Annotated in this window: 29 protein-coding genes; 1 reads left to right on the forward strand and 28 read right to left on the reverse strand. The window is 45.1% G+C overall.

The features are described 5' to 3' along the window. Positions 1-13: 13 nt before the first annotated feature. The 4 genes from DFP77_RS12930 to DFP77_RS12945 form a co-directional block, all read right to left on the reverse strand. On the reverse strand, positions 14-2935 hold the full coding sequence (locus DFP77_RS12930; RefSeq protein WP_114412689.1) for an insulinase family protein: 2922 nt from the start codon (positions 2933-2935) through the stop codon (positions 14-16). A gap of 166 nt (positions 2936-3101) precedes the next feature. Continuing rightward, positions 3102-3683: a DNA endonuclease SmrA gene (gene smrA, locus DFP77_RS12935; protein ID WP_114412690.1), complete on the reverse strand. Its 582-nt coding sequence runs from the start codon at positions 3681-3683 to the stop codon at positions 3102-3104. Positions 3684-3792: 109 nt separating this feature from the next. Beyond that, positions 3793-4527: a single-stranded DNA-binding protein gene (gene ssb / locus DFP77_RS12940; protein ID WP_114412691.1), complete on the reverse strand. Its 735-nt coding sequence runs from the start codon at positions 4525-4527 to the stop codon at positions 3793-3795. A gap of 36 nt (positions 4528-4563) precedes the next feature. After that, on the reverse strand, positions 4564-5922 hold the full coding sequence (locus tag DFP77_RS12945) for an MFS transporter (RefSeq protein WP_114412692.1): 1359 nt from the start codon (positions 5920-5922) through the stop codon (positions 4564-4566). A gap of 156 nt (positions 5923-6078) precedes the next feature. Here DFP77_RS12945 and uvrA point away from each other — a divergent pair, with 156 nt between their 5' ends. After that, positions 6079-8901, forward strand: coding sequence for an excinuclease ABC subunit UvrA (gene uvrA / locus DFP77_RS12950; protein ID WP_114412693.1), 2823 nt, complete (start codon positions 6079-6081; stop codon positions 8899-8901). A 132-nt stretch (positions 8902-9033) separates the two neighbouring features. Here uvrA and rplQ read toward each other — a convergent pair whose 3' ends face one another. From rplQ to rplB, 24 genes are all read right to left on the reverse strand, one after another. Next, positions 9034-9411 (reverse strand): 50S ribosomal protein L17, encoded by a 378-nt coding sequence (gene rplQ / locus DFP77_RS12955; protein WP_113918294.1) that lies wholly within the window; start codon positions 9409-9411, stop codon positions 9034-9036. Between the two features lie 42 nt (positions 9412-9453). Continuing rightward, positions 9454-10458, reverse strand: a complete 1005-nt coding sequence (locus tag DFP77_RS12960; RefSeq protein ID WP_114412694.1) for a DNA-directed RNA polymerase subunit alpha — start codon at positions 10456-10458, stop codon at positions 9454-9456. 33 nt (positions 10459-10491) lie between these two features. Then, positions 10492-11112, reverse strand: a complete 621-nt coding sequence (gene rpsD, locus DFP77_RS12965) for a 30S ribosomal protein S4 (protein WP_114412695.1) — start codon at positions 11110-11112, stop codon at positions 10492-10494. A gap of 16 nt (positions 11113-11128) precedes the next feature. Beyond that, the gene (gene rpsK / locus DFP77_RS12970; RefSeq protein WP_009836290.1) at positions 11129-11521 is read right to left on the reverse strand and encodes a 30S ribosomal protein S11; all 393 of its coding nucleotides are present in this window, start codon (positions 11519-11521) and stop codon (positions 11129-11131) included. 65 nt (positions 11522-11586) lie between these two features. Next, positions 11587-11943 carry a 30S ribosomal protein S13 gene (rpsM, locus tag DFP77_RS12975; RefSeq protein ID WP_114412696.1) on the reverse strand — a complete coding sequence of 119 codons (357 nt, stop codon included), beginning with the start codon at positions 11941-11943 and terminating at the stop codon, positions 11587-11589. Positions 11944-12071: 128 nt separating this feature from the next. Beyond that, the gene (gene rpmJ / locus DFP77_RS12980; protein WP_110577380.1) at positions 12072-12185 is read right to left on the reverse strand and encodes a 50S ribosomal protein L36; all 114 of its coding nucleotides are present in this window, start codon (positions 12183-12185) and stop codon (positions 12072-12074) included. A gap of 19 nt (positions 12186-12204) precedes the next feature. Next, positions 12205-13536 (reverse strand): preprotein translocase subunit SecY, encoded by a 1332-nt coding sequence (gene secY, locus DFP77_RS12985; protein WP_114412697.1) that lies wholly within the window; start codon positions 13534-13536, stop codon positions 12205-12207. After that, positions 13537-13971 (reverse strand): 50S ribosomal protein L15, encoded by a 435-nt coding sequence (gene rplO, locus DFP77_RS12990; protein WP_111608640.1) that lies wholly within the window; start codon positions 13969-13971, stop codon positions 13537-13539. It lies immediately after the preceding gene. Position 13972: 1 nt separating this feature from the next. After that, positions 13973-14158 (reverse strand): 50S ribosomal protein L30, encoded by a 186-nt coding sequence (rpmD, locus tag DFP77_RS12995; protein WP_111608639.1) that lies wholly within the window; start codon positions 14156-14158, stop codon positions 13973-13975. Positions 14159-14164: 6 nt separating this feature from the next. Further along, positions 14165-14665 carry a 30S ribosomal protein S5 gene (gene rpsE, locus DFP77_RS13000; protein ID WP_113918292.1) on the reverse strand — a complete coding sequence of 167 codons (501 nt, stop codon included), beginning with the start codon at positions 14663-14665 and terminating at the stop codon, positions 14165-14167. A gap of 10 nt (positions 14666-14675) precedes the next feature. Then, positions 14676-15026 (reverse strand): 50S ribosomal protein L18, encoded by a 351-nt coding sequence (gene rplR / locus DFP77_RS13005; protein ID WP_114412698.1) that lies wholly within the window; start codon positions 15024-15026, stop codon positions 14676-14678. A 10-nt stretch (positions 15027-15036) separates the two neighbouring features. Next, on the reverse strand, positions 15037-15570 hold the full coding sequence (gene rplF, locus DFP77_RS13010) for a 50S ribosomal protein L6 (RefSeq protein WP_114412699.1): 534 nt from the start codon (positions 15568-15570) through the stop codon (positions 15037-15039). 8 nt (positions 15571-15578) lie between these two features. Beyond that, positions 15579-15971 carry a 30S ribosomal protein S8 gene (rpsH, locus tag DFP77_RS13015; RefSeq protein ID WP_110577374.1) on the reverse strand — a complete coding sequence of 131 codons (393 nt, stop codon included), beginning with the start codon at positions 15969-15971 and terminating at the stop codon, positions 15579-15581. Positions 15972-16101: 130 nt separating this feature from the next. Then, the gene (gene rpsN, locus DFP77_RS13020) at positions 16102-16407 is read right to left on the reverse strand and encodes a 30S ribosomal protein S14 (protein ID WP_110577373.1); all 306 of its coding nucleotides are present in this window, start codon (positions 16405-16407) and stop codon (positions 16102-16104) included. Positions 16408-16419: 12 nt separating this feature from the next. Further along, positions 16420-16959 carry a 50S ribosomal protein L5 gene (gene rplE, locus DFP77_RS13025; RefSeq protein WP_114412700.1) on the reverse strand — a complete coding sequence of 180 codons (540 nt, stop codon included), beginning with the start codon at positions 16957-16959 and terminating at the stop codon, positions 16420-16422. 17 nt (positions 16960-16976) lie between these two features. Beyond that, the gene (rplX, locus tag DFP77_RS13030) at positions 16977-17294 is read right to left on the reverse strand and encodes a 50S ribosomal protein L24 (protein WP_036163130.1); all 318 of its coding nucleotides are present in this window, start codon (positions 17292-17294) and stop codon (positions 16977-16979) included. A 17-nt stretch (positions 17295-17311) separates the two neighbouring features. Continuing rightward, on the reverse strand, positions 17312-17680 hold the full coding sequence (rplN, locus tag DFP77_RS13035; protein WP_067020125.1) for a 50S ribosomal protein L14: 369 nt from the start codon (positions 17678-17680) through the stop codon (positions 17312-17314). Between the two features lie 51 nt (positions 17681-17731). Further along, a complete protein-coding gene (rpsQ, locus tag DFP77_RS13040; RefSeq protein WP_110577371.1) occupies positions 17732-17992 on the reverse strand; it encodes a 30S ribosomal protein S17 in 261 nt (86 codons plus the stop codon). A 1-nt stretch (position 17993) separates the two neighbouring features. Further along, on the reverse strand, positions 17994-18185 hold the full coding sequence (rpmC, locus tag DFP77_RS13045; RefSeq protein WP_110577370.1) for a 50S ribosomal protein L29: 192 nt from the start codon (positions 18183-18185) through the stop codon (positions 17994-17996). Next, positions 18186-18599, reverse strand: coding sequence for a 50S ribosomal protein L16 (rplP, locus tag DFP77_RS13050; RefSeq protein ID WP_110577369.1), 414 nt, complete (start codon positions 18597-18599; stop codon positions 18186-18188). Positions 18600-18609: 10 nt separating this feature from the next. Continuing rightward, complete coding sequence (rpsC, locus tag DFP77_RS13055) at positions 18610-19290, reverse strand: 30S ribosomal protein S3 (protein WP_012071930.1); 681 nt, start codon at positions 19288-19290, stop codon at positions 18610-18612. A gap of 14 nt (positions 19291-19304) precedes the next feature. Beyond that, positions 19305-19637: a 50S ribosomal protein L22 gene (gene rplV, locus DFP77_RS13060; RefSeq protein WP_012071931.1), complete on the reverse strand. Its 333-nt coding sequence runs from the start codon at positions 19635-19637 to the stop codon at positions 19305-19307. 14 nt (positions 19638-19651) lie between these two features. Continuing rightward, positions 19652-19927, reverse strand: a complete 276-nt coding sequence (gene rpsS, locus DFP77_RS13065) for a 30S ribosomal protein S19 (protein ID WP_114412701.1) — start codon at positions 19925-19927, stop codon at positions 19652-19654. Between the two features lie 15 nt (positions 19928-19942). Next, positions 19943-20767: a 50S ribosomal protein L2 gene (rplB, locus tag DFP77_RS13070; protein WP_114412702.1), complete on the reverse strand. Its 825-nt coding sequence runs from the start codon at positions 20765-20767 to the stop codon at positions 19943-19945. Positions 20768-20776 lie beyond the last annotated feature (9 nt).

The following is a 20776-nucleotide window of genomic DNA, read 5'->3' on the forward strand; positions in this document are numbered from 1 at the left end:
TATCAAGTTATTTTTAAAGGGTTTGGATATCAAACCCTAACGCTTCGAGTTCCGTACGTTTTGATGTAGACGTTACTACCGCGACGTTTTCATTTTCTTTTGTTAAATATGTCTTAGCCACTTGCTGTAGTTGCTCAACCGTTACCGCCAAAACCTTAGCACGGAACGCTTCTCTGTAGGCCAAACTACGGCCATGCAACTGCACATAGAAGTCGCTTTGCGCTTCTCCCGCAGGCGAGCCTGGTTTGTCCATTGAACCAATAACACCTAAAACAGCCTCTTCAAGCGCACCTTCTGTGTGCTCTTCATTTAGCATCCATTCAATAGAAGCATCGAAGTCTGACAAGGTCTCAGTCAAGCGCGGATCACGGTATGAGTAGAAGCGGAACGAGCCAGTGCTGCCATCAAACGTTGCACCGCCACCGTAAGCACCACCCTGCTCGCGAATCACTCGATGCAAGAAACCATTACGCAAGAAGCCTCCCAGCACAGTCAATGCAGCAACATCAGGGTGCTCACCAAAGACAGTGCGAAATGCTTTACTGCAGAAGTTCACTTGAGTCGATGTCAACCAAGCGACATTCACTTTAGAGTCTACTGGAGCCATTGAGAATGGAGTCTGCGCAATACCCACTGGTAGATCCGCAAAAACGGTCTGAACTTCGCTCAAGACATTCGCTTCATGCTGTGGTTCTGCAACCAATAAAATCTGTTTCTTCGCTTGCAACAACTTAGTATGCAAACGCTTGAAAAGCGCCAACACGTTTTCAACAGTGTTACTGTCTGCTTTCATCGCATCATCCAGCGCAATCGCAGAACGAATGCCAGACATGCCACTCCATTTTTCTTGTTGCGCAGCCAAACCAGAAATCGCACTAGAAGCCGCCGTCATAGCCAACGAGTGACCTTGACCGGTAATAGATTGTTCGCGACGAGCACGACGCTGAGCCACCAGCTCTTTAACTCGACTTGCTTCATCAAAGCGTACATTAAGCATAGTGTCTTTCAACAATTCACTCATGGCTTTAACGTTTGGCACCAAGGCTTTCGATGACAAGATGAAATAACCATTCAAGTCCTGACGGTCCTTAATGGTGGCACGAATCGAATTAGAGGCACCTAAGCCGCCACAGACTTGAGCTTGACGCTCTTGAACAGCAAGATAATCCGCTTCGCCAATGCCCAACTCCGTCATCATTGAAGAGAATAAAGGCAAATATTCCGTTTCTTCTGCATCCAGCTCAGGCAGATCAATCACTAACTGCTGGTAAACCAGACCGTTTGTACCTTGCGGATAGAAAGTAATAGGCAAATCCCCCATCACCTTCTCATTTTCATATTCAGGCAAACGCGCAGGCACATCTTCTAGGCCTACTTTTGGTAGAATACTCATGTCATCAATTTGCGACTGACGGGCTTTCAATGCAGCACTACGATCAATAATTTGTTGCTTATCCGAATCAGACAAGGCCGCTTTAATCTGACTAAGACGATCTTTCTCAGCCTGATTTCGGCGCGTTTCTAGTGCATCATCAGGGCTCAATGTGATCGTGACTCGATGCGCATTGCTCAACAACAAATTTTTAATCAAACTCGGAATATATTGCGGGTCTTGTACTTTCTCTCGCATCACAGTGATAACAGGATCAAGATCAAGCTGGGCAATCACATCTCCGGCATGTACGGCCGTCGACAAACCAGCCAGAATCAATTGCAAACCATATGGATAGCTACCACCACCGACTTCACGCTGGCTTAGTTCCAATTGGTGTAACATGGCATCAACCATATCCTGTGGGATACCATTCTCTGCAATGCTTTCCAGTGTAGATAAAACTAAGGCTTCTACTTTCGTTGCGTCTTCACGCTTCACACCTTCCAATCCGCACATGAAGCTCATTTCTTTGTTGCTGTCTTCAAGGCCACACAGAGGAGATGGCGCACGGCCAAGTTCGCTATTTTCTAATACACGCATCAAAGGCGAAGCACTGTTATCTAGCAAAACGCTAGACAGCAATTGTGCTTCGAACTGCTGATTTAAGTCGGTACTTTCACCCAATAACCAACCAACAACCACATGACTACCATCTTCTTTCACTTCATCTGCTGCGTAACCTTCCTCCACTCGTATAGGAGAAAAGTAACGCTTCACATTCGGCACACTAACTTGCTCGTCTAAACGCTCAAAGCGGCTTAGTACTTTTTCTTCAAACTCGGCTTGTAGTGTTTCAGCAGGAATATCACCAAAGGTCATGAAGACCGCATTCGAAGGATGATAATGGGTGCGGTAAAAGGCCAATAGATCTTGATAAGATAAATCAGGGATATCAGATGGCTCACCACCCGAATTGAAATGGTAAGTATTATTCGGAAACAAGTATTTGGTCAGCGTTTGCCACAAGACAGATGTCGTTGAGCTCATCGCGCCTTTCATTTCATTAAATACTACACCTTTGAAGGTCAATTCAGATTCTGCATTATCTGGCTCTGCAAACTCTAGGCGGTGACCTTCCTGAGAAAAGTCCAGTTCATCTAGACGGGAAAAGAACACCGCATCCAGATACACGCCCAACAAATTATGGAAGTCTTTCTTATTCTTGCTGGCGAACGGATAAGCCGTCCAATCGGAAGAGGTAAAGGCATTCATGAAGGTATTCAACGAACGTCGAATCATCATAAAGAATGGGTCGCGTACAGGAAAACGCTCAGAACCACACAATACAGTGTGCTCGAGAATATGCGCGACGCCGCACGAATCAGTTGGCACGGTTTTTAAGCCAACTAAAAAGACATTTTCGTCATTCTCAGACGCGATGTGAAAATGCTTAGCGCCCGTAACTGTGTGCTCAAACTCTTGAACTGTCACATTCAGAGCATCGATAAACTCACTGCGAAGAAACGTAAATGCAGGATGGTGCGCGGTGCTATTTGCCATTCTCTACCTCGATAGAATCAGAATACGATAATTACATTATTTTGGGGCAGTTTGGATACATTCAAGACAACATAAGTCCAAGACAGCAAAGTGGCGTGATTATAACAAAAACATGGCTTTTACTGCACGAACTAACGTAATTCCACGTACAAGACGACGCCGTACGCTAACGTTTTTGATGTTTTTCCCAATCATCTAAACGTGCTTTTTCCGTCTTTTTAAACAGCACATACACAGCCCCCAAACCGCCATGATGACGCTGTGCACTATGAAACGCCATAACCGTTTCAAGTTCTTGTAACCACTTATTAATATGACTTTTAATCATGGCTCGAAAATCAGGATCTGGCGTACGATCACCTTTACCATGCACAATAATCGCAACACGAATGTCATTGCGCATACAATCATCAACAAACTGAAATACCTGCTCTCGTGCCTGAGCGACAGTATGTCGGTGCAGATCCAAGCGCGCCTCTATTCCATACTTCCCTTGCCTGAGACGCTTGAAGACACCGTCTTGCACGCCTGATCGCTTATATTCAAGCACATCATTTGGTTCAACTTTTTCAACATAGTCTTGCGACAAATGATTTCTGTCCGCCTCTTTAGCGATCAACGCCGCCTTTTGGCGAGCGGAGAAATCGACCTGAGGACCTTTCTTACCCAGATACACTTCGCTTTTTTTAAGTGGCTTAATACCCGCCACTTCTTGCGCGAACAAAGACGTTTCATCTTCGTCGTTCACAACCTAAACCCTCTTTGATTTACTCGTCATATTTAGCACACCACTATAGAACAATAAAGGCCCCTAAAAGGAGCCTTTATTACTTTAATGGTCGTAAAACATGTCAGCTTTAGAACGGGATATCATCATCAAAGTCGTCAAAGTTTGGCGCTTGCTGAGGCTTTGGCTCAGGAGCCGGTGCACGCTGTTGAGGTGCTGGCTGCGGTGCGCGTTGCTGTGGTGCCGCTTGCGCTGGTGCCTGTTGTGGTGCATTACCCCAGCTACCAAAAGACTGTGGAGCTGCCTGCTGAGGAGCTGCCTGCTGAGGAGCAGCCTGTTGCGGTGCTTGACCATAGCCGCCACCTTGAGGCTGATTAAATCCACCTGGTGCAGCTGGTTGTTGAGCAGGAGCTTGATTGTAACCACCTTGCTGAGGCGCAGACTGTTGTGGCGCTTGGCCATAACCGCCACCGCCCTGCATAGAATCGTAACCGCCACCTTGCTGACCTGCGTTGTCACCACGACCGTCTAACAATTGCATTTCATTCGCTATAATTTCAGTCGTATAACGTTTAACACCATCTTTTTCCCACTCACGAGTTCGCAACGACCCTTCTACGTATACTTTAGAGCCTTTTTTAATAAAGTCGCCCGCAATTTGCCCAAGACGGAAATTACCACGATCCATAAAAGACACACGGTGCCATTCTGTACGTTCTTGCATTTGTCCTGTTTGCTTGTCACGCCAGCTTTCTGTTGTCGCTAGGTTAACGTTCGCAACCGCAGCGCCTGACGGCATAAAACGCACTTCAGCATCATTGCCTGCGTTACCGATTAAGATGACTTTGTTTATTCCACGTGCCATGAGGCTTTTCTCCAACTAAAAAATAAATAAGGTGTTTTAAAGACGCACTTGCGGGGCTAATCGCATCAACGCATCTTTGTCTAATATTTTTTTATCGACTTTCAGATAAGCAGTTTGCTCATCTTTAAAAATTTGCATGCCCTCCACTCCTTGGATTTCAGCAAGTTGATCCGCTAACTTTGCTATTTCTTCATTATTCATATTAGGTAAACTAAACGCCAAACCACTCAATTGACGAGGTGCTGGCTGAGTCAAACAAACGAGAGACCAAGCCAAAAATACAACACCGACTACCCAAAAAATACCACCATTAGAATGATGCTGTAACAACCAGCCTCCGCCAATACCACCTAAAAACGACCCCATAAATTGGTGGGTAGAAAACACCCCCATGGCCGTTCCGCGATACCCTACAGGGGCCAACTTACTCACTAGAGATGGCAAAACCGCTTCTAATGAATTAAAACCAACAAAATACACACACAGTAAGGCAGCAAAAATCCACAGATAAGGCGCCCACTGCAATGCGATTGCACTTAACCCTAACAAAATTAATACGGCAATTAAAACGCCTTTCATTTTGCCTTTTGATTCAGCAATAATCACTAATGGTAACATACCAACAAAGGCAAAACCCATGATCGCCAAGTATAACAAACTGTGTTCGGATAAGGGTAAATCAAACTGCTGAATTAATAAGCTTGGCACCGTCACAAACATAGCTGTCAAGCTTGCGTGCAGCAACAAGACACTCACATTAAGAAAGCGCAGCTTTGAGTCTTTCAAAACCAAACTTAAAGCGGTAAGACTTGGTGTTGTATCACGTCGAAAGGTATGCTGGACGATATTCGGCACAGCAAAAATGATCAAGAGTATACCCAGTAAAGATAATGCAAAAGACAAATAAAACAGACCAGAAAGACCAATTAGAGCAAATAGCCATGGTCCCAAAACCAAGGACAACATAAAAGATGCGCCAATGCTGACACCAACTAACGCCATAGCCTTGGTACGATTTTGCTCTCTGGTTACATCGCTTAATAAGGCCATTAAGGTACTGGCAATAGCTCCAGCACCCTGAACCGCTCGCCCTACTATTAACGTCGTAATGTCATTAGCATTAGCACAAATCAAACTCCCCACGGCAAACAACAAAAGACCAATAACGATAACCCGTTTACGGCCAATTTTGTCGGACCACATGCCCATTGGAATCTGTAAACTAGCCTGTGTAAGGCCATAGATACCGATCGCGGTGCCTATTAAAGCTGCATCCGCTCCCGATAGCCCATCAGCCGCTACACTGATGACGGGCATAATGAGGAATAAGCCTAACATTCTGAATAAATAGATCAGCGCTAAAGCGGAAACTGAGCGGCGTTCGAGTAGATCCATAAAGAGGTTTTAACCGTTTAACTTTGAAGGTTAGGAAAAAAGATGTCAATTTTACAAAAAATACCGTTGAAGCTCCATTTCAACTACTGTAAAAATAGACAGTTATTTAATTTACTGGCAGATTTCTTCTGTTGATCGACTTCACATTGGAGACACATGGATACCATTACCATACGCGGGGCCCGCACTCACAATTTAAAAAATGTGGACCTAGACATCCCAAGAGACAAACTTGTGGTGATTACTGGCCTATCCGGCTCAGGTAAATCCTCTCTCGCGTTCGATACTCTATACGCTGAAGGACAACGTCGCTATGTAGAATCACTCTCAACATACGCTAGACAGTTTTTGTCCATGATGGAAAAACCAGATATAGACCACATAGAAGGTCTTTCACCTGCCATCTCCATCGAGCAAAAATCCACATCTCACAACCCACGATCAACAGTGGGTACCATAACAGAAATCTACGATTATCTACGATTGTTATTTGCCCGAGCAGGTCAGCCTCGCTGCCCCGATCATGGCGAACCACTAGAGGCGCAAACCATATCACAAATGGTTGATAAAGTTATATCGCTGCCTGAAGAATCCAAGATGATGTTGCTTGCGCCCATTATCAAGGATCGAAAAGGTGAGCACTTACATACCATTAGCGACCTACTGTCTAAAGGCTTCATTCGTGCACGCATCGATGGCATTGTTGTAGATTTGGACGATGCACCAGTATTAGAAAAAAATAAGAAACACACTATTGAAGTTGTCATTGACCGCTTCAAGGTACGCTCTGACCTTCAGCTTCGCTTGGCTGAGTCATTTGAAACTTGTCTCGGCTTGTCCGATGGCATCGCCAAAGTCATCAACATGGATGACGAAAAAGAAGAGTATATTTTTTCTAGTAAATTCGCCTGCCCTGTTTGTGGATACAGCTTAACCGAGCTAGAGCCTCGTCTATTTTCTTTTAACAATCCAAATGGTGCCTGCCAAACCTGCGATGGCTTAGGCACTCATCAAATGTTTGATCCAGATAGAATTATTCAAGATGAAACACTCACTCTTGCCGAAGGTGCAATACGCGGCTGGGGTAGACGTAGTATTTTTTACTATCAACAACTTAGCGCCCTAGCAAAACACTATGACTTTGACATTGAAGCAAAATACAAAGACATTCCTAGTGATTTCAAAAAGCGAATTCTGCAAGGCTCAGGCAAAGATAAAATAGATTTCATCTATATAAACGAACGTGGCGACAAGATGACACGATCACATGCGTTTGAAGGTGTTATTCCTAACCTACAGCGTCGCTACCATGAAACAGAATCCGATAGTGTGCGTGATGACCTCTCACAATACATCAGTGTTCAGCCTTGTCCTGAGTGCCATGGCTCACGACTAAACAGATCCGCCCGTAACGTCTATATTGCAGAACAAACTTTACCGGAAGTAGTGACCTATCCGATCGCTGAATGCTTAAAGTATTTTGAAACCCTTGAGCTTCCTGGCGCACGCGGGGAAATCGCTTCAAAGATACTAAAAGAAATTCGCGACCGCTTGACCTTTTTAGTCAATGTCGGTCTAGACTATCTAACACTAGACAGAAAAGCAGATTCTCTTTCAGGAGGCGAAGCACAGCGAATACGATTAGCCAGTCAGATAGGCGCAGGGCTAGTGGGAGTCATGTACATTCTTGATGAACCGTCAATTGGCTTACATCAGCGTGACAATGAACGTTTAATTGCCACCCTAACTCGCTTACGAGACCTAGGCAACACAGTCATTGTGGTTGAACATGATGAAGATGCGATTCGCGTAGCGGATTTTGTTGTCGATATAGGCCCAGGCGCTGGCGTTCACGGTGGACAAATTATTGCCAGCGGAACGCCACAAGACATCATGGATTGCCCTGAATCAGTAACAGGACAGTTTTTAACCGGTCAACGCAAAATTGAAATTCCGGCTATACGTCATCAAGCTAAAGATAAGCAGTACCTCAAGCTTATTGGTGCAACAGGGAACAATCTGAACAACGTTGACCTAACTATTCCTGTCGGTGTAATGACATGCATTACCGGTGTTTCAGGCTCAGGCAAATCAACACTTATTAACGGTACGTTATACCCACTTGCAGCGACGGCACTTAATGGCGCAACGACATTAAAGCCGGCACCGCACGATCGTATAGAAGGTTTAGATTTATTCGACAAGTGTGTGGATATCGATCAAAGTCCTATCGGTCGTACCCCAAGATCAAACCCTGCGACATACACAGGCATCTTCACTCCGATGAGGGAGTTATTCTCAGCCACACAAGAATCACGCTCACGTGGCTATAAACCAGGACGGTTTAGTTTTAACGTCAAGGGCGGCCGATGTGAAGCCTGTCAGGGTGATGGTGTCATAAAGGTTGAAATGCACTTCCTCCCTGATATTTATGTCCCATGCGATACTTGTAAAGGCAAACGTTACAATCGTGAAACCCTAGAAATCCACTACAAGGGTAAGAACATTCATGAATGCTTAGAAATGACCATTGAAGATGCTCGCGAATTCTTTGATCCAGTGCCTTCTATTGCTAGAAAACTTCAAACCTTAATGGATGTAGGTTTAGGCTATATACGCCTTGGTCAAGCAGCCACAACGCTTTCAGGCGGTGAAGCTCAGCGCGTTAAATTGGCAAAAGAGCTTTCCAAACGTGACACAGGTACAACACTATACATTTTGGATGAACCGACTACTGGCCTTCACTTTGCAGATATTGAACAATTGCTTAAAGTTCTCCATCGCCTCAGAGACCATGGCAACACAGTCGTTGTTATCGAACATAACCTTGACGTGATTAAAACAGCAGATTGGATTATCGACTTAGGCCCAGAAGGCGGCAGTGGCGGAGGATATGTTATTGCAGAAGGCACTCCAGAAGAAATTGGCATGGCAGACAAATCACATACTGGGCGCTTTCTTAAGGCAATGCTCAACTAGTTAAGCTAATTATAAAAAAAACACCCTATGGAACTGCATTCCATAGGGTGTTTTTTTTGTTTCTGAATTTCGGTTTATTTTGAGCAAAAAAAAGCCGAGCTAATAGCTCGGCTTTTATATTACAAACTGATATTACTCAGCAGCTTCTGTCACTGGACGATCGACCAATTCAACATAAGCCATAGGTGCGTTGTCACCTGTACGGAAGCCACATTTAAGAATGCGAACATAACCGCCAGGGCGAGCTTGGTAACGAGGACCAAGTTCAGAGAACAATTTACCTACTGCATCTTTGCTACGAGTACGAGCAAAGGCAAGGCGACGATTCGCAACAGAATCAACTTTCGCCAATGTGATTAACGGCTCAGCAACACGACGCAATTCTTTAGCTTTCGGCAACGTAGTTTTAATAACTTCGTGTTCGAACAAAGAAGCAGCCATGTTTTTAAACATCGCTTTACGATGTGAGCTAGTACGGTTTAAGTGACGTCCACTCTTACGATGACGCATTTTACATTCCTTACCAAACTACGGTGGTCAGGGAACAATGACCTAGCGAGCTAGAACTTTGCTATCGTCTTTTAAACTAGCTGGTGGCCAGTTTTCTAGACGCATTCCCAAAGACAAACCACGCTGTGCTAAAACATCTTTGATTTCAGTTAACGACTTCTTACCTAGGTTAGGCGTCTTAAGAAGCTCAACCTCAGTACGTTGAATCAAATCACCGATGTAATAAATGTTCTCTGCTTTTAAACAGTTAGCACTGCGAACGGTCAATTCAAGATCATCAACCGGGCGTAGCAAAATTGGATCAATCTCATCCTCTTCTTCTACAACTGGCGCTTCACTCTCGCTTTCAAGGGCGACGAATACAGCGATTTGTTGTTGTAGAATAGTCGCTGCGCGACGTATTGCTTCTTCAGGATCGATTGTACCATTGGATTCGATGTCTAAAACAAGCTTATCCAAATCTGTACGTTGCTCTACACGAGCATTATCGACACTGTAAGCCACACGACGAACAGGGCTGAATGAGGCATCCAGCTGCAAGCGACCAATTGGACGAGTCTCATCGTCGCCAGCAACACGAGCATCAGCAGGCTCATAACCACGACCACGAGCGACTTTGATTTGCATAGTTAACTCTGCAGTATCATCCAAGTGCGCAATAACATGATCTGGGTTAGCGATCTCTGCATCAGCAACCAACTGGATATCACCAGCTGTTACGATACCAGGACCTTTTTTACTTAAAGTAAGAGTTGCCTCATCTTGCCCGTGTAGAGCGATCGCAACTCCTTTCAGGTTAAGAAGAATTTCAATTACATCTTCTTTAACCCCTTCGATTGCGCTGTATTCATGTAATACACCGTCGATTTCAACTTCAACAATCGCACAACCTGGCATTGAAGACAGAAGAATTCGGCGTAGCGCGTTACCCAAAGTATGACCAAAACCACGTTCTAGTGGCTGCAGTGTAACTTTAGCGCGAGTATTGCCTAGTTCCTGAACTTCAATGTTGCGTGGGGTTAACAATTCGCTCACTGAACGCTGCATAGATCCACCTATTTCTTAATCCTAATTACCGACTTACTTAGAGTAAAGTTCGACAATTAGGTTCTCATTAATTTCAGCTGATAAATCGGCACGCTCTGGAACAGCTTTATAAGTTGCTTCCAGTTTAGTTGAATCAACTTCGATCCAATGGATCGGTGCACGACCTTTAGATAGCTCTAGTGCGCTTTGTACACGCAATTGCTTCTTAGCTTTTTCACGGATAGACACAACGTCACCAGCTTTAACTTGGTAAGACGGGATGTTAACCGTTGCGCCATTTACTAGAATGCCTTTATGGCCTACTAACTGACGAGCTTCCGCACGTGTAGAACCAAAACCTGCGCGGTATACAACGTTATCTAAACGTGATTCTAAAAGTTGCAGAAGGTTTTCACCTGTAGCGCCTTTTAGACGGGCAGCAGATTTGTAGTAATTACGAAATTGCTTTTCAAGAACGCCATACATACGACGTACTTTTTGTTTCTCACGTAACTGCAAGCCGTAATCAGAAAGACGTCCGCGACGTGCGCCATGCACACCAGGAACTGTCTCTACTTTACATTTCGACTCAAGAGCGCGTGAACCGCTCTTCAATTGCAAGTCGGTACCTTCACGACGAGACAACTTACAAGTTGGACCTATATAACGAGCCATGTATCTGTCTCCTCAATTAAACGCGACGTTTCTTAGGTGGACGGCAACCGTTGTGCGGGATTGGCGTCACATCTGTGATGTTATTAATACGCAAGCCCAATGCATTCAATGCACGAACTGCGGACTCACGACCAGGACCAGGGCCCTTAATCATTACGTCAACGTTTTTAAGGCCGAACTCTTGTGCGACAGCACCGGCACGTTCCGCTGCTACTTGAGCTGCGAAAGGAGTACTTTTACGAGAACCACGAAAACCAGAACCACCGGCAGTAGCCCAAGACAAAGCATTGCCTTGGCGGTCAGTGATAGTCACGATCGTGTTATTAAATGACGCATGTACATGAGCAACACCATCGACGACCGTCTTTTTGACTTTCTTCTTGGTGTTGCGCGTAGCTGGCTTAGCCATATTGCACTTTCCTATTTAATGCTCAGCTCTAGCAAACTTAGTGGCTAGAGCGAAACGCGTTCTAATTACTTACGAATAGGTTTACGAGGACCTTTTCGTGTACGAGCGTTCGTTTTGGTACGTTGACCACGAACTGGTAGGCTGCGGCGATGACGAATCCCGCGGTTGCAACCCAAGTCCATCAAACGTTTGATAGACATACTGACTTCACGACGCAAGTCACCCTCTACAGTATACTTACCAACTTCGCCACGAAGTTCATCAAGGATATCATCACTTAATGAACCGATTTTCGCAGTTTCTGCAACACCTGTAGCGGCGCAAATAGCGCGCGAACGAGTGCGACCAATTCCGAAGATGTAAGTCAGAGAAATGACCGCATGTTTATTGTCAGGAATATTGACACCGGCTATACGAGCCATTCACTTTACTCCGTTGTTATTGATGATTAAATGTTAATTCATCATTTTACTTTCATGAGGGCGGCTGATTATGCCTATCTTTAGGACATAAATCAACCACCCTTACCTATCATCGAGCGAACTCGCGATTAACCTTGACGCTGTTTGTGACGAGGCTCAATGCAAATCACTCGAACTGAACCGTTACGACGAACGATTTTACAGTTACGACAGATTTTCTTTACAGATGCACGTACTTTCATGTTCAACTCCAACCTACGCTTAACGCATTAGGCCATTTGGACCATAACCAGTCAGATTAGATTTCTTCATTAACGACTCGTATTGCTGACTCATCAAATGACTTTGAACTTGCGACATAAAGTCCATGACAACTACCACTACGATCAACATAGAAGTACCGCCAAAGTAGAATGGGACATTCCACGCAACAACAAAGAATTGAGGCATCAGTGACACTAGAGTGATGTATAAAGCACCAAACAATGTCAAACGGGTCATTACACCATCAATATATCGAGCTGTATGATCGCCTGGACGAATACCCGGCAAAAAAGCACCGGATTTTTTCAAGTTATCTGCCACATCTTTAGGGTTGAACACTAGTGCCGTATAGAAGAAGCAAAAGAAAACAATTGCTATCGCAAATAACAACACATAGAGCGGTTGCCCAGGAGCTAGAGCCAAAGAGATATTTTGCAACCATTCCATGCCTTCACCTTGACCAAACCATTGGCCGATCGAGGCTGGGAACAGAAGGATACTTGAAGCAAAGATAGGTGGAATTACACCAGCCATATTCACTTTAAGAGGCAAATGACTCTTTTGTGCGGCAAACACTTTTTTGCCTTGCTGACGCTTGGCATAATTAACCGTAATCCGACGTTGACCACGTTCAATGAAAACCACGAACGCGATAGTCGCAATAGCTAAAATACCAATCAACAACAAAGCCAAAATATTAATATCGCCTTGACGAGCCGACTCAAATGAACGGCCTAGAGCAGATGGTAGGCCTGCAACAATACCAGCAAAGATAAGAATGGAAATACCATTACCAATACCTTTTTCTGTTACCTGCTCGCCTAACCACATCAAGAAAACAGTACCAGCAACAAGGGTCACTACAGCAACAGCATAAAACTCTATACCACTACTAAAGGAAATCCCTTGGCTTGCTAGACCAACCGCCATACTGGCAGACTGAACTAAAGCAAGCAAAACAGTACCGTAACGAGTGTATTGAGTTATCTTTCGACGCCCCGCCTCACCCTCTTTCTTAAGTTGCTCTAGCTGAGGACTCACAACCGTCAATAACTGCATAATAATAGAGGCAGAAATATAGGGCAAAATCCCAAGCGCAAAAATACTCATGCGCTCAAGCGCGCCCCCTGAGAATACGTTAAATAAACTCAGAATAGTGCCTTCATTTTGATCAAATAAAGCAGACAACCTATCAGGATTAATACCTGGAACAGGAATGTGTGCACCAATTCGATATACAATAATTGCTAGAAACACAAAACGGATGCGAGACCAAAGCTCGCTTAATCCATTTTGCATGCCAGCAGGTAGTGAGCCACGCTTTGCCATTTATTCCTCGACTTTTCCGCCGGCAGCTTCGATAGCAGCACGAGCACCTTTAGTCACTTTAAGACCACGAACAGTAACAGCTTTGTCGATAGAACCAGACAAGATTACACGTGCAGTCTTAATTTGATGACCTAGGATGTCGGCGCCTTTCAAAGCAGCCAAATCTACAACTTCAGCATTTACAGCAGCAAGCTCGTTTAAACGAACCTCAGCAACATACTTTGCCTGACGTGAAGTGAAACCGAATTTTGGCAGACGACGCTGCAAAGGCATTTGACCACCTTCAAAACCAGGTTTTACTGAGCCACCAGAACGAGATTTAAGACCTTTATGGCCTCGTCCGCCGGTTTTGCCCAAGCCGCTACCAATGCCGCGACCAACACGTTTAGGAGCATGTTTGCTACCTTCGCCAGGACGAAGTGTATTTAAGAACATGTTATTCCCCTACCACTTTAACCATATAATAAACTTTATTAACCATACCACGTACAGAAGGAGTATCTTCCAACTGACGAGTTTGGCCAACTTTACGCAAACCCAAGCCTTTTACAGTTTCACGGTGCTTTGGAAGACGACCGATCGGGCTGCGGGTTAGTTGAACTGTGATGGTATTATTCGCCATGACACATTACCCCAAAATTTGATCGACTGACTTACCGCGTTTTGCTGCGATTTGTTCAGGTGCTTTCATATCCTGCAAACCTTTGATCGTAGCGCGAACCACGTTTACTGGGTTTGTAGAACCGTAACATTTAGCCAATACGTTGTGAACGCCAGCGATCTCTAGAACCGCACGCATTGCACCACCGGCGATGATGCCAGTACCTTGTGACGCAGGCTGCATGTAAACTTTAGACGCGCCGTGGTTCGCTTTAACAGGATACTGAAGAGTATCGCCATCAAGCTTAACAGAAACCATGTTGCGACGAGCTTGTTCCATTGCTTTTTGAATCGCCTGTGGAACTTCGCGCGCTTTACCGCGACCAAAGCCAACTTTACCTTTACCATCACCAACGACTGTCAAAGCTGTGAAAGAGAAGATACGACCACCCTTTACAACTTTAGCAACGCGGTTTACTTGAACTAGCTTCTCTTGGAGGTCGCTAGTTTGTTGATCATTAACTGCCATTTGCTACCCCTTAGAACTCTAGACCGGCTTCACGTGCAGCGTCAGCAAGAACCTGAACGCGGCCATGGTATTTGAAGCCAGAACGGTCGAAAGCGACCGAAGTGACACCTGCTTCTTTAGCGCGTGTAGCAATCAAAGTGCCGACTTCTTTAGCCGCCGTTTTGTTGCCTGTCGCTGTGCCACGAAGAGCCTCTTCAAGAGTAGAAGCACTAGCTAGCACTTTACTACCACAAGGAGAAATCACTTGAGCATACATATGGCGTGGTGTGCGATGTACAGTTAGACGATTCGCACCTAAGTCACGAATATGCAAACGAGCACGACGTGCACGACGAATCCGAGATTGTTTTTTAGTGTTCATGAATGCCTACCTACTTCTTCTTAGCTTCTTTACGACGAATCACTTCGTCAGAATAGCGAACACCCTTGCCTTTATATGGCTCTGGTGGACGGAAACCGCGAACTTCTGCAGCAACTTGTCCCACGGCTTGTTTATCAATGCCACGGATCACAACTTCTGTTTGAGAAGCGCATTCAGCTGTTATGCCTTCAGGTAGTTCGTAATCTACTGGATGAGAAAAACCCAGAGATAGGTTAAGTACGTTGCCTTTAAGCACAGCACGGTAACCAACACCTTGAAGAAGCAATCTTTTCTCGAAACCCTGACTAACACCAACAACCATGTTGTTAATCAACGCACGAGTTGTACCAGCTAAGGCACGGCTTTGTTTTGCACCATCGCGCGCAGCGAAGGTAATAACATTTTCTTCTTTAGACACTTGAACGCTTGTGTGAACATTAAACTCTAATGAACCTTTGCCGCCTTTAACAACAACATTTTGGCCATTTAGGGTCAAATCTACACCACTAGGAAGCGTCACGGGACTATTAGCAACTCGAGACATACTAACTCCTAGAATACTGTGCAGATTACTTCGCCACCGATACCAGCAGCACGAGCTGCACGGTCTGTCATCACACCTTTAGAGGTGGAGATGATAGCAACACCAAGGCCAGCTTCTACTTTAGGTAGAGCACTAGTGCCTTTGTATTGACGCAAACTTGGGCGAGATGCGCGTTTGATTTGTTCGATAACAGGCTTACCTTCGTAGTATTTCAACTCGATAGTAAGTGTTGGTTTTACTGCTTCATCTACGGAAAAGTCACCAACGTAACCTTCTTCGCGTAGTACAGCAGCAATCGACGCCTTCATTTTAGATGAAGGCATACTCACAGATGTCTTAGACGCCATCTGTGCATTACGAATACGTGTAAACATATCCGCAAGGGTATCTTGCATACTCATTTAAGAGCTCCTAATTTAAAAAACCATTGTGCAGCAAATAGAGCTCGCGCATAGTACACAGCAGCGAGCAGAATGTCCAGTATTTAGACACTCCACTCACTGCCATGTATTATGATCGCGCTCTACTTGCTTACCAACTAGCTTTCTTCAAGCCTGGCACGTCACCACGCATCGCTGCTTCACGCAGTTTGATACGAGACAGACCGAAGCGACGGTATACACCGTGCGGACGACCTGTAATTTGGCAACGGTTACGCTGGCGTGAAGAAGATGAATCGCGTGGAAGCGCTTGCAATTTAAGCGTCGCTTCCCACTTTTCATCGTCCGATGCATTAACGTCACTAATGATCGCCTTTAGAGCCGCACGCTTTTCAGCGAACTTAGCTACTAATTTGGTGCGTTTTGCTTCGCGCTGAATCATTGATATTTTAGCCATGATTCCTACCTCTTATTTCTTGAAAGGGAAACTAAAGGCGGCTAGCAAAGCACGACCTTCTTCGTCGGTACGAGCTGTCGTTGTGATGGTAATATCCATACCACGTACACGATCAACTTTATCGTAGTCGATTTCAGGGAAGATAATCTGCTCTTTAACACCCATGCTGTAGTTACCACGACCGTCGAAAGACTTAGGATTAAGCCCACGGAAGTCACGGATACGCGGGATAGCAACATCAACCAAACGGTCAAAGAAATCCCACATACGCTCACCACGTAGAGTTACTTTACAACCGATCGGATAACCGTCACGGATTTTAAAGCCTGCTACTGATTTACGAGCCTTAGTCACTACAACTTTTTGGCCGCTAAGTGCTTCAAGATCATTTACCGCATGCTCAAGAAGTTTCTTGTCTGCGATAGCTTCACCAACACCCATATTTAATGTGATTTTAGTGATTTTCGGCACTTCCATCACGTTTTGGTAACTAAACTCTTCAGTAAGTTTTGCTACCACTTGATCTTTATAAACTTGCTTAAGTCTCGCCATGGCTATAATTCTCGCTCTTAGGCGTCGATCGCTTCACTATTTGATTTAAAGATACGCACTTTCGTACCATCTTCATTCAATTTAAAGCCGACGCGATCCGCTTTACCCGTAGCATTGTTAAAAATGGCTACATTAGAAACCTGGATAGGTGCTTCTTGTTCAACGATACCACCAGTTGAACCCTTCATAGGGTTTGGTTTCTCGTGCTTCTTAACAGTGTTAATGCCAGAAACTAGAACTCGGTTTTCGTCTACTACCTTAACAACTTTACCGCGCTTACCTTTGTCTTTCCCAGCAATCACGATAATTTCGTCGTTACGTTTGATTTTGCGCATAATGTCCCCTCTCTCTCTTACAGCACTTCAGGCGCAAGAGAAACAATTTTCATGAACTGCTCTGTGCGCAATTCACGTGTTACAGGGCCAAAGATACGAGTACCAATAGGCTGTCCTGAAGCATTCAATAGAACCGCTGAGTTTACATCAAAACGGATTACTGAGCCATCAGAACGACGAACACCTTTCTTAGTTCTAACAACAACTGCGTTTAGAACCTGCCCTTTTTTAACACGACCACGTGGGATCGCTTCTTTCACTGTGACCTTAATGATGTCACCGATAGCAGCATAACGACGATGTGAGCCACCCAGTACTTTAATACACTGAACACGCTTTGCGCCGCTGTTATCTGCAACATCAAGCATCGATTCTGTTTGAATCATTACTGCTCTCCAATCAAATTAGATAACAAGTCTCACGAAGGAAAGAGCAGCTTAAACAGCTGCTGCTTTTTCGACAACTTGAACCAGATTCCAAGTCTTAGACTTAGAGTAAGGACGTGTTTCTACGACCTTAACGGTATCACCGATCTGACACTCATTGTTTTCATCGTGAGCGTGTAATTTAGTAGAACGACGAATGAACTTACCGTATAGCGGATGTTTCTCTGTACGCTCAACTAGTACCGTGATGGTTTTATCCATCTTATCGCTAACTACTTTACCAGTAGCTGTACGCGCTTTTGTTTCTGCCATCTTAGTTACCTGCCTTATCATTTAGCACGGTTTTAACACGTGCGATATTGCGGCGAACTTGCGAGAGCAAATGAGTTTGCGCTAACTGACCAGTGGCTTTCTGCATGCGCAGAGTAAATTGCTCACGTAGTAGTTCAATCAAGGTCGCTTGTAGCTCAGCTACAGACTTTTCTTGCAGTTCTTTTGCTTTCATCTACATCACCGTACGCGTTACGAAAGTTGTGGACAGAGGAAGCTTAGCAGCAGCCAACGCGAATGCTTCGCGAGCTAGCTGTTCTGATACACCCTCAACTTCATAAAGCATTTTTCCAGGTTGAATCTGTGCAACCCAGTATTCTACGCTACCCTTACCTTTACCCTGACGAACCTCAAGAGGTTTCTGGGTAATCGGCTTATCAGGGAACACACGAATCCAGATTTTACCACCACGCTTGATGTGACGAGTCATTGCACGACGCGCCGCTTCAATTTGACGAGCAGTAAGACGACCACGTTCAGTGGACTTCAATCCGAATTCACCAAAGCTAACTTGGTTTCCGCGAAGAGCCAAGCCGCGGTTACGGCCTTTTTGCATCTTGCGGAACTTAGTACGTTTCGGTTGTAACATGACTTACCCCCTACTTAGACTTCTTCTTTTGTGCGCCTTTATCAGCTCGCACTTGTTCAATACCGCCCAAGATTTCGCCTTTGAAGATCCACACTTTTACGCCAATGATGCCGTAAGTTGTAGCTGCTTCATAAGTAGCGTAGTCAATGTCAGCGCGTAGAGTGTGTAGAGGTACACGACCTTCACGGTACCACTCAGCACGTGCAATTTCTGCACCGCCCAAACGACCACTTACCTGAACCTTGATACCTTTCGCGCCTGCACGCATAGCATTCTGTACTGCGCGCTTCATAGCACGACGGAACATAACACGACGCTCAAGTTGGCTAGCAATATTTTGCGCAACCAATTTAGCATCCATTTCAGGCTTACGAATTTCTTCGATGTTGATATGGACAGGTACGCCCATCATTTCAGAAACTGCATTACGTAGCTTCTCAACATCTTCGCCCTTCTTACCAATCACGATACCCGGACGGGCAGTGTGAATTGTAATGCGAGCTGTCTGAGCAGGACGCTGAATCTCAATACGAGAAACAGAAGCCTGGACCAATTTTTTCTCCAGGAACGCACGAACCTGAAGATCGTTTAATAACAGCTTAGAGTAGTTTTGATTATTAGCATACCAAGTAGAAGTATGATCTTTAACTATCCCTAGGCGTATACCAGTTGGATGAACCTTCTGACCCATTGGGTTTCTCCTAATTAGTCAGCGACTTTAACTGTAATATGGCAACCGCGTTTTAGAATACGGTCAGCACGGCCTTTGGCACGTGGCATAATACGTTTCAGAGTCATAGCCTCATCAACGTAAGCCGTAGACACACGCAAGTCATCTACATCAGCACCTTCGTTATGCTCAGCGTTAGCTATAGCAGACTCTAGTACTTTCTTGACAATTACTGCCGCCTTTTTAGGACTGAACGTTAAAATGTTCAGTGCTTCGCTAACAGATTTGCCGCGGATTTGATCTACAACCAAACGGGCCTTCTGCGCTGAGAGGCGAGCACCCTTCAATGAAGCTTTTACTTCACTCATGTTAATACCCCTTATTACCGTTTGGCTTTCTTGTCCGCGACATGACCACGATATGTACGGGTCGGAGCGAACTCACCCAATTTATGACCGACCATATCTTCAGTTACTAGAACTGGAACATGCTGGCGACCATTATGGACAGCGATAGTCAACCCTACAAAATCAGGGAAGATAGTAGAACGGCGTGACCAAGTTTTAATTGGACGACGATCTTTTTTCTCTACCGCAGCCTCTACCTTTTTCAACAAATGAAGGTCGATAAAAGGACCTTTTTTTAGTGAACGTGGCACAGTCGTTTCCTCTTATTACTTAGTACGGCGACGTACAATAAGTTTGTCAGTACGCTTGTTGCTGCGCGTTTTGTAACCTTTAGTAGGCACACCCCATGGCGTAACTGGGTGACGACCACCTTTGCTACGACCTTCACCACCACCATGTGGGTGATCAACTGGGTTCATCGCCGAACCGCGAACGGTAGGACGAACACCACGCCAACGCGTAGCACCAGCTTTACCAAGAACTCGCAAGCTATGCTCAGAGTTTGATACTTCACCTAAAGTAGCGCGACATTCTGTCAGTACTTTACGCATTTCGCCTGAACGTAGGCGAAGGGTAACGTAGCGACCTTCACGAGCAACTAGCTGAGCAGAAGCACCAGCGGAACGTGCAACTTGTGCACCTTTACCTGGCTTAAGCTCGACACAGTGTACGGTACTACCAACTGGGATATTTTGCAGAGGCAAAGTATTACCAGCTTTGATAGGCGCATCTGCACCACTAAAAACGATATTGCCAGCGACCATACCTTTAGAAGCGATAATGTAACGACGCTCACCATCAGCATATCTAATTAATGCAATATTTGCAGAACGGTTTGGATCATACTCCAAACGCTCAACTACCGCAGAAATTCCATCTTTATTACGACGGAAATCAACCATACGGTAATGCTGCTTATGACCACCACCTACGTGACGCGTAGTGATGCGTCCGTTATTGTTACGTCCACCAGATTTGCTTTTTGTGTCTAGCAAAGGTGCATATGGTGCGCCTTTGTGCAAATCGTTGTTGGTAACTTTAACAACGTGACGACGGCCTGCAGACGTTGGCTTACTTTTAACAACAGCCATTGACCTATC

It is taken from the genome of Marinomonas foliarum (genome assembly GCF_003337275.1).
Classification (GTDB): Bacteria; Pseudomonadota; Gammaproteobacteria; order Pseudomonadales; family Marinomonadaceae; genus Marinomonas; species Marinomonas foliarum.